We start from the raw sequence: 6391 nt of genomic DNA on the forward strand, positions 1-6391 counted from the left end.
CCATGATCATTCGAATCGCCATGCTCGCCGCCCTCGCGCTTCTGACCACCGCGCCCGCCGCCACGGCGCAGGAGCAGCCTCGCATGGGCGGCGTGCTCAAGGCCGGGATGATCGGCGAGGCGCCGACGCTCGACCTGCACGCGACGACCGCCGTCATCACCCAGCAGATCACGTGGCACATGTACGAGACGCTCTACACGTACGACAAGAATATGAGCCCGATCCCGATGCTGGCCGAGGGGCACGTGGTCGGGGATAACGGGCGTCGCTACACCATCGCGCTCCGCAAGGGCGTGCGCTTCCACAACGGCAAGGAGATGACCTCGGCCGACGTGGTGTCGTCGCTCCACCACTGGGGCAAGCTCGCCACGCCGGGCAAGGCGATCTGGAAGAACGTCGAGGCCATCGAGGCCAAGGATCCGTATACGGTCGTGATCTACCTGAAGGAGCCCTCGGGCTCGCTCCTCTTCGCGCTGGGCTCGCCCAACAACGGCGCGGCGATCTACCCCAAGGACATCCTCGCCACCGCCGGCGACGGCCAGGTCAAGGAGTACATCGGCACGGGCCCCTACCGCTTCGTCGAGCACAAGCCCGACCGGCACGTCCGGCTGGCGCGCTTCAAGGAGTACTCGGCCCGCTCCGAGCCGCCCAACGGCTACGGCGGGAAGCGCACGGCGTACATCGACGAGATCTACTTCATACCCGTCCCGGAGGCCTCCGTGCGGCTGGCCGGCGCGGAGACCGGCGAGTACAACTTCGCGCAGAGCATCCGGCAGGACCAGGTCGACCGCGTCAAGGGCCAGCCGGTCCTCGAGGCGCAGATCGTCAAGCCCTACGGCTGGATCACCGCCGTGCCGAACCACAAGGAAGGCGTGATGGCCAACCGCAAGGTGCGGCAGGCCTTCCAGGCCGTGCTCGACATGGAGCCGATCATGTCGGCCGGCATCGGCAACAAGGCCTTCTACCGGCTCGACGGCGCGCTCTTCTACCCCGAGCAGGGGCTGTTCCACTCGCAGTCGGGGACGACGGGCTACAACCAGAGGAACAAGGCCAAGGCGCGCCAGCTCCTGAAGGAAGCCGGCTACGCCGGCCAGCCGGTTCGCTGGATCACGACGAAGGAATACGAGTGGATGTACAACACGGCGCTCATGGCCTCGCAGCAGATGGAGGACGCGGGCTTCAAGGTGGACCTCCAGGTCCTCGACTGGGCGACGCTGGTCCAGCGGCGCGGCAAGCCCGAGCTCTTCGACATCTTCTCCACGGGGTTCACGCTCAACCCCGACCCGGCCATCGCGACCGCCGTCCAGTGCAACTGGCCGGGCTCGTGGTGCCTCGAGGAGAAGGACAAGCTCCTCGCCGAGATGGCGCGGGAGACCGACCCCAAGAAGCGCCGCGCGATAATCGAGAAGGTCCAGGCGCTGTTCTACGAGGACGTCGGGCGCATCAAGTTCGGCGACTACTTCGACCTCTGGGTGACGCGCAAGGAAGTGCGCGGCTTCAAGCCGGGCCCGTATCTGTACTTCTGGAACGCCTGGATCGCGAAGTAAGGGCTCGATGGCCGACCGCACCTTCTACCTGACCACGCCGATCTACTACGTCAACGCGCGCCCGCACCTCGGGCACGCGTGCACGACCATCATGGCCGACGCGATGTGCCGCTACCGGCGTCTGCGGGGCGAAGATGTGTACCTTCTAACCGGCACGGACGAGCATGGAGACAAGATTGTTCGGGCGTCTGATTCAGCCGGTGTGACGCCGGCAGTCTTTACTGATCAGATCTCATCGGCGTTCCGCGAGACTTGGGATCGCCTTGGCATCAAATATGACGACTTCATTCGTACCACGGAACAGCGCCACCAAAAGGTCGTCCAGCAGATCCTGCAGAAGCTCCACGACGCGGGCGAGATCTACTTTGGTGAGTACGGTGGCTGGTACTGTTATGGCTGCGAACGGTTCTACACTGAGAAAGAGATCGTCGAGGGCAAGTGTCCGGATCACCAGACTCCGCTCGACTTCATCAAAGAGAAGAACTACTTCTTCAAGATGTCGAAGTACCAAGCCCAGTTGATCAAGCATCTCGAAGAGAACCCAGACTTCATTCAGCCGGAGCGCTATCGCAACGAAGTGCTGGGTTTCCTACGCGAGCCGCTTCAGGATCTTTCGATCAGCCGACCCAAGACACGGCTTAAGTGGGGTATTCCGTTGCCTTTCGACGACCAGTACGTGACCTACGTCTGGTTCGACGCGCTGATCAACTATGTGTCGGCGTTGGGCTACCCAGACGGCAAGCTGTACAGAAAATTTTGGGAGGACGGGCACGCAGAGCACTTGATCGGCAAGGACATCCTCAAGCCTCACGGTGTCTACTGGCCAGCCATGCTATGGGCCGCTAAAATACCTCTTTTCAAACGGCTCCATGTCCACGGCTATTGGTCTGTCGGTGGCGGGAAGATGTCGAAGTCCGTCGGTAACGTCGTCGAGGCCTTCCAGCTCACTGACAAGTACGGCCACGACGCCTTCCGCTACTTCCTCCTGCGCGAGATGAACTTCGGGCTCGACGCCTCCTTCAGCGAGGAGGCGCTGGTCGGCCGTCTCAACGCCGACCTCGCCAACGACTTCGGCAACCTGGCAAGCCGCGCCACGACTCTGTTGTCGAGGTTCGGGGCCATCACGGAGGCCGGCGGGCAGCCGACTCCCGAGGACCAGCAGATCCATGTGCTCGCGGCCCAGGCCCGGAGCGTCGTCGACCGCGAGATGTCGGATTTTGCGTTCCAGAAGGCGCTCGGCGGGATCTGGGAGTTCATCGGCGCTCTCAACCGCTACGTGGATACGGCCGCGCCCTGGGAGCTCGCCAAGGACCCCGCGAAGCGGCCGAGACTCGAGAGGGTTCTCTGCACGTTGGCCGACGCGCTTCAGTTTCTCGGCATCATCCTCGATCCGTTCGTGCCTGACGCGGCGGCCAAGATACGCGGCGCGCTCGGCTACACGAAGCCGCCGAGGCTCGAGGATGCCGTCGTGGGGCGGCTCACGAGCGTACCAGCCGTCCAGAAGATGGCTGCCCTCTTCCCGAGAATCGAGGCCAAGGTGAGCAAAGAAGCCAAATCGGCGGCGGCGGCCGCCTCGGTAGGCCCCGTCAAGATCCCCATCGACGACTTCATGAAGGTCGAGCTCCGCGTGGCGGAGGTGCTTGCCGCCGAGCGCGTGCCGAAGTCGAAAAAGCTCCTCAAGCTCACGGTCAAGGTCGGCGAGGAAACGCGCACCGTCGTGGCCGGCATCGCGGAGCAGTACGAGCCCGAGCCGCTCGTCGGCCGCAAGGTCGTCATCGTCGCCAATCTCCAGCCCGCCACGCTCATGGGCGTCGAGTCCAACGGCATGGTGCTGGCCGCCTCGCACGAGGGCACCGTGTCGCTTCTCACGCTCGACAAGGACGTGCCCCCGGGCTCCAAGGTCAAGTAGTGCGCCGGGATATCATCAAGGAGACGTTCCGGCTCCTCGCCCGGCACTTCGACCTGTTCACGCTCATCGCGCTGACCGTGTGGCTGCCGGGCCACCTGGTCATCAACTACATCGATTTCTTCGCGACCTCGAAGGGCGTGGCCGATGCCGGCGCGCGGGGCTTCCGGGTCGGCCTGATGGTGGAAGGCGTCTTCGGCCCGCTGGTGGTGGCTGCCACGCTGAGTGCATTGGCGCGCATCACGCGCGGCGAGCCCGCCAGCTATGTCCAGGCCATGCGGCACGGCTTCGCCAGCTGGCCGCGGCTCTTCATCGCCCGGCTCGTCGCGAGCGCGGTCATCCTGGCAGGGCTGATCGCGCTCGTCGTGCCCGGCGTGCTCGCCCTGGTCCGGCTCTCGTTCGTGGACGCGCTCGTGGTCCTCGATGGAGCGCCGCTCGGCGCCGCGCTCCGCGCCAGCAACGCGCTCACCGTCGGCCGCCGCCTTGCCATCTTCTGGACGGGCGGCTTCCTCTTCGTGGCCGTCTTCTCCGTCGCGATGACGCTCTCGGCGCTGGCGGGCGCGGCCGACCACTTCGTCGTCCAGGTGCTGGTCGACTGCGTGATCGCGGTGACGCAGACCGTGTTCACCATCGCGCTCTTCCTCTTCTACCGCGAAGCCAGGCATGCCGCCGCGACCGCAATCCCCAACGCTCCCGCCGACTGACGCGCCGGCCGCGCTGCGGACGCGGCTCGACTGGCTCAAGCGCTGGGGAATCTCCGTCTTCTCGCTCGGCCTGGGATTTGCGACGCTCTTCGTCTTTAAGCGCGGGCTGCCTCACGTGGGGTGGATCGTCGGCTACCTCCTCCTGCTCGTCCTGCTCGTGGCCGCGGTCACCGAGCTTCGCCAGCCGCTCGAGCGCCGCGGCCGGCGTCGCATCCTCAGCGCCGCGGACTACGCCATTCAGTCCCTCTACCACGGGCTCCTGCTCTTCGTGCTCCCCGCCTACTACGCGAGCGCGACGCTCGACTCGCTGAACGCGCTGTTTCTCGCCGGCGTCGTGGCGGGGGCCCTCGTGACAGCGGTTGATCCCTGGTACGCGGTCGTCGTCCACCCTCGCCGGTGGCTCAACCAGGCGCTGCTGGCCTTCTCCATCTTCGCCGCGCTCAACGTGGCGCTGCCCTTGCTCGGCATCCGGCCCATCCTGGCCGTCGAGGGTGCGGCGGCGCTGACGGCGGTGGCGATGATGCCGGTGTTTCGCGAGCGGGGGGCGCTGACGTGGCGGCAGGCGTACGCGCGCTCGACCGTGCTCGCCGTGGTGGCCATGGCGGCTGTCTGGGTTGGGCGCGCGGCCGTGCCGCCGGCGCCGCTCTTCGTCGCGATGGCGACAGCCGCGCGCAGCGTCACCCTGCTCGAGCCTGTCGAGCCGGTGGACAGCCCGATCCCGGCGTCGACCGTCGCCGGCTGGGGAGGCGTCGCGGCCTACACCGCCGTGTACGCGCCGGCCGGACTGCGGCAGCCCATCGAGCATGTCTGGTGGAAGGACGGGCAGCTCATCGGGCGTGTGCCGCTCTCGCCGCTGCGCGGCGGGCGCAAGGAGGGCTTCAGGACCTACTCGCGGAAGACCGATCTCAAGCCGCCCTACGAGGGGCGCTACCGCGTGGACGTGGTGACGGCTTCGGGCCAGCTGATCGGACGGCTGCGCTTCACCGTCACGCCCTGAGATATCATTAGGGCCCTGATGCGGCTCTTCGACACCCACGCGCACCTGCACTTCCCCGACTACGCGGAGGATCTCGACACCGTCCTCGAGCGCGCGCGCGCGGCGGGCGTGCGCGGCATGGTGACGATCGGGACGGATCGGGACACCAACCGCGCCACGGTAGAGCTCGCGAAGCGGCTGCCCGACGTGTGGGCGACGGTCGGGATCCATCCTCACGACGCCGCCGAAGCGACGGAGGCCGATTTCGAGGAGATGGAGCGGCTCGCCCGTTCGGAGGCCAAGGTCGTCGGCTTCGGCGAGATGGGCCTCGACTTCTTCCGCAACCTCTCACCGCCCGACGTCCAGCGGCAGGTCTTCCGCCGCCAGATCGACATCGCCCGCCGCGCGCGGAAGCCGCTGGTCATCCATTGCCGCGACGCGCACGCCGAGACGCTCGCGATCCTCGCCGAGGAGCGGGCGGGAGAGCAGGGCGGCGTCATGCACTGCTTCTCGGGGGACGTGGAAATCGCGCGGCGCTGTCTCGACCTGGGGCTCTACATCTCGCTGGCGGGGCCCGTGACCTACAAGAACGCCCGCGCGCTTCCCGACGTCGCCCGGTTCGTCCCCGAGGACCGCCTGGTCGTCGAGACCGACTGCCCGTACCTGCCGCCCACGCCGCACCGCGGGAAGCGCAACGAGCCCGCCTTCGTCGCGCTGACGGCCGCGCTCATCGCGGAGCTCCGCAGCGCCGACGCCGGAGCGCTCTGCGACGCGCTCACGGCCAACGCCGCCAAGCTCTTCCGCATCACGCTGACCTAACCCGTATCACGGAGGCCAGACCATGTCCTATGCCGACGTCCTGTACGAGGTCAAGAACCAGATCGCGTGGCTGACCATCAACCGCCCGGACAAGGGCAACACCTTCCGGCGCCAGACCGTGCTCGAGCTGATCGCCGCGCTCAACGAGGCGCGCAACGACGCGGGCGTGCGCGTGGTCGTGCTGACCGGCGCGGGCGACCGCTTCTTCTGTCTCGGCGGCGAGCACGAGCCCAACGACGGCCAGCTCCACTACCACAACACGCCGCCCGTCGTGGATCTCTACGGTCTCATCGACCTCATGCCCGTGCCGGTCATCGCCATGGTCAACGGCTTCGCCGTCGGCGGCGGCAACGTGCTCGCCAACATGTGCGACCTGACGGTGGCGAGCGATCAGGCGACCTTCCGGCAGGTGGGGCCGATGATGGGCTCCTACGACGCG

The 6391-nt window shown here is 66.9% G+C and carries 6 protein-coding genes; all 6 read left to right on the top strand.

Annotated elements, in window-relative coordinates; all coding sequences use genetic code 11:
* The first annotated feature begins 2 nt into the window (after window positions 1–2).
* Window positions 3–1547 carry an ABC transporter substrate-binding protein gene (locus Q7W02_03920; protein ID MDO8475338.1) on the top strand — a complete coding sequence of 515 codons (1545 nt, stop codon included), beginning with the start codon at window positions 3–5 and terminating at the stop codon, window positions 1545–1547.
* Between the two features lie 7 nt (window positions 1548–1554).
* On the top strand, window positions 1555–3456 hold the full coding sequence (gene metG, locus Q7W02_03925) for a methionine--tRNA ligase (GenBank protein ID MDO8475339.1): 1902 nt from the start codon (window positions 1555–1557) through the stop codon (window positions 3454–3456).
* Window positions 3456–4157 (top strand): YciC family protein, encoded by a 702-nt coding sequence (locus Q7W02_03930; protein MDO8475340.1) that lies wholly within the window; start codon window positions 3456–3458, stop codon window positions 4155–4157. The genes metG and Q7W02_03930 overlap by 1 nt, the downstream gene beginning before the upstream one ends.
* Window positions 4117–5154 (top strand): DUF5924 family protein, encoded by a 1038-nt coding sequence (locus Q7W02_03935; protein ID MDO8475341.1) that lies wholly within the window; start codon window positions 4117–4119, stop codon window positions 5152–5154. The genes Q7W02_03930 and Q7W02_03935 overlap by 41 nt, the downstream gene beginning before the upstream one ends.
* 18 nt (window positions 5155–5172) lie before the next feature.
* A complete protein-coding gene (locus Q7W02_03940; GenBank protein MDO8475342.1) occupies window positions 5173–5952 on the top strand; it encodes a TatD family hydrolase in 780 nt (259 codons plus the stop codon).
* 22 nt (window positions 5953–5974) lie between these two features.
* Window positions 5975–6391, top strand: a 417-nt coding sequence (locus Q7W02_03945; GenBank protein MDO8475343.1) for an enoyl-CoA hydratase-related protein, incomplete at its 3' end; no start/stop codon positions are given.

This window comes from Candidatus Rokuibacteriota bacterium (genome assembly GCA_030647435.1).
Taxonomy (GTDB): domain Bacteria; phylum Methylomirabilota; class Methylomirabilia; order Rokubacteriales; family CSP1-6; genus AR37.